Annotated in this window: 4 protein-coding genes; 3 read left to right on the top strand and 1 reads right to left on the bottom strand. The window is 66.4% G+C overall.

Going from position 1 to position 2395, the window contains the following annotated elements; all coding sequences use genetic code 11:
- Window positions 1-126 precede the first annotated feature (126 nt).
- Entirely contained in the window at window positions 127-447 is a 321-nt protein-coding gene (locus SFHG_RS08340; protein WP_042436307.1) for a hypothetical protein, read from the top strand.
- A gap of 276 nt (window positions 448-723) precedes the next feature.
- Here SFHG_RS08340 and SFHG_RS11215 read toward each other — a convergent pair whose 3' ends face one another.
- Window positions 724-846, bottom strand: a complete 123-nt coding sequence (locus tag SFHG_RS11215; RefSeq protein WP_262362185.1) for a hypothetical protein — start codon at window positions 844-846, stop codon at window positions 724-726.
- A 396-nt stretch (window positions 847-1242) separates the two neighbouring features.
- Here SFHG_RS11215 and SFHG_RS10835 point away from each other — a divergent pair, with 396 nt between their 5' ends.
- Entirely contained in the window at window positions 1243-1434 is a 192-nt protein-coding gene (locus tag SFHG_RS10835) for a hypothetical protein (protein WP_042436305.1), read from the top strand.
- A gap of 2 nt (window positions 1435-1436) precedes the next feature.
- Window positions 1437-2342, top strand: coding sequence for a 3'-5' exonuclease (locus tag SFHG_RS08330; protein WP_042436303.1), 906 nt, complete (start codon window positions 1437-1439; stop codon window positions 2340-2342).
- Window positions 2343-2395 lie beyond the last annotated feature (53 nt).

Genomic DNA, 2395 nt, shown 5'->3' with positions numbered 1-2395 from the left:
TCGATAACAGATACTCTGTTATCGATTCGATATTTCTTATCAGACATCGCGATGATGACGATACCCATTCTGCCATTTTTCAGTATTCAGTAGCGTGTAACGAACTAGTGTTCGATAATAAACGGCATGCTACACAACGAACGTCACATACCTGCAAACCGATCCTGGAAGCAATACGTCGGCATCGACGCCCGCGTCACCGACGAGGGCCGCATCGACCCGCTCGTCGTCCATTGGCCCGATGGCAGACGGTTCCCCATCGACGAGATAGTGGAGCATGGGGAGTTCGGCCGTCCTCTCCATGGGGCGAGGACGGCTCGGTATTCCGTGCGCTTCGGCAGGCGGATCACGTATCTGTACCTCGAGCGCATCGAGCGCAAGGGGGGTTTCGGCTCTACCCTTGATCGGTGGTGGGTCGAGGCGCGAGCGACGATTCCATCGCCGTAAGGCGCGCGCCGGTCCTCTCGGCCATCGAACCCGTTCATGCGAACCGGCGCATAGCCGTGAAGCAGCAGTAGCTTCCCGTGCCGGAGGTGGCCGACGCTGACGTGTGGGCGTACACGCGCGAGCGCGAAAAACCGAAAACGCGAAGAGCGGCTGGTTGCACTCGAGGTTGAGTGCGCTGCTCCAAACGTGGTAATATGGGGGCACACCGGCAAAGCCCGTGGTGTCTAGCCAGGACGGGCGGCGCAGGTCACTTACTCAAACGGTCAGTAGTTCCAGCTACTGGCCGTTCTTTTTGTCGTCAGCGTCTTCCGGGCGCGTTTTCCTCCCTCTCCACAAGTCGAGAACGAACTGGGCGATTGTGGCCAAAGCAGCCAAGTCGATGAGGGCTTTCTCTAGCATGGCGATCACTCCTCTCGAAGCGCCGCCCGCGTCGGACCTTGCCGGTGATTGGTTCATTGTACCAAATCCACTATGCCTCTGAACTGCGCAAACGCATAGGTCCATTCATTTTCGCGCACCGCGGCCAAGCGCCAGGGCCCCGTCTCCCGCGTCCTGGGCCGACGAGCCATCGGCCGGCGGCGCGAATCCCCGGCCGCGAAAAAAAATCGAAAAAGTTCCGCCTCGCGCGCCCGCGTCAATATAACGCGGGCGCGTTTTCGTATGACGCGCATGCGGCCGCGCGCGGTGGCACGCCGGGGCGGCGCCGCCAAGACTTTCACTTCGATTTTTCGCGGCGTAGCATGCGCCGCAGAAAGCCCGCCGACGGCGCGGGCCGACGACCGAGGAGGTGCCGAGATGTTGAAGATCAGGGTCCAGGGCCTGCCCGAGGAGGTGGCCGAGTTCTCCGACGCGCTGGAGGCCGCCGGATGCGTTCTGGAGCGCAGCGAACCGTACGCCAACAGGGGCGGGAGCCGCTACGTGCGGGTGTACATCGACGCCCAGAAACCCGCCGCAGACGGCGGCGCGCGAGAGATCGAGGAGGGATAGCCATGGGAGAGAACGACGAGATCGAGCTGCGGCGCGAGGCCAGGCGCATCGCCGACAGGAGGCGCCGCGACCGCCTGCGCTGCCCCCGCTGCGGGCGGGCCGTCGCCGAGACGGTCCGCGAGGCGCGCGAGGCCTGCCTGCGTGCCGGCACGTGGCACGAGGCCGACGACTACGTGATCATGTGCCCCGATTGCAAGGCGCGCGAGGTTGCGGAGGAGGAGCGCGCCCGCCACGTCGCGCTCGAGGAGCGGCGGGCGGCGCTGGCGGCCGCCGCAAAGGAGCCCGTGCCCCACGTCGAGGGGCCGCTGCCGGCAACCATCGCGATCGGCGTCGAGACGACCGGCCTGCGCGGCTGGAGCGACCACCTGCTCACGGTGGGCATAGTCGACGGAGAGGGGGCGGAGGTGGCCCGCTTCAAGATCTGCCCGCCGCCTGAGTGCTATGGGTGGCCGGAGGCCGAGGAGGCCAACGGCATCGCGCCGGCAGACACGGTGGCGTGGCCGGCGATCGAGGACGTGCGCCCGGAGCTGCAGCGCATCCTCGACGCCGCCGAGGTGGTGATCGGCTACAACGTCGGCCTCGACATCGAGTTCCTTCGGGGCGCGGGCATCGCGCTGCCGGATTGCGACTATGTGGACGTCATGGCCATGTTCGCGCCCGTGTTCGGGCTGCGGGACGACTACCACGGGGGATACAGGTGGCAGACGCTAGCCACCGCCGCCGCGTACGTGGGCCACGACTGGGGCGCGGAGGGGCCGCACGACGCGCTGGCCGACTGCCGCGCGACCCTGGCCGTGCTGCGCTGGCTGGAGGCCCACGAGGGCGAGGAGGTCGACCGCCGCGAGCAGGGCGCGCGCCGCGCGGCGGCCTGGAGGCGGCTCGACGCGGCCGAGGCGGCGAAAATGTAACGAACGGGCCGTTTGATGTAGCGAAAGGCCCGTTTTAGCTGCATAAGCTTGGC

It is taken from the genome of Senegalimassilia anaerobia JC110 (assembly GCF_000236865.1).
Lineage (GTDB): Bacteria > Actinomycetota > Coriobacteriia > Coriobacteriales > Eggerthellaceae > Senegalimassilia > Senegalimassilia anaerobia.
Note: the sequence above shows the minus strand (reverse complement) of the source record. Positions and strands in the feature narration are given on the sequence as shown.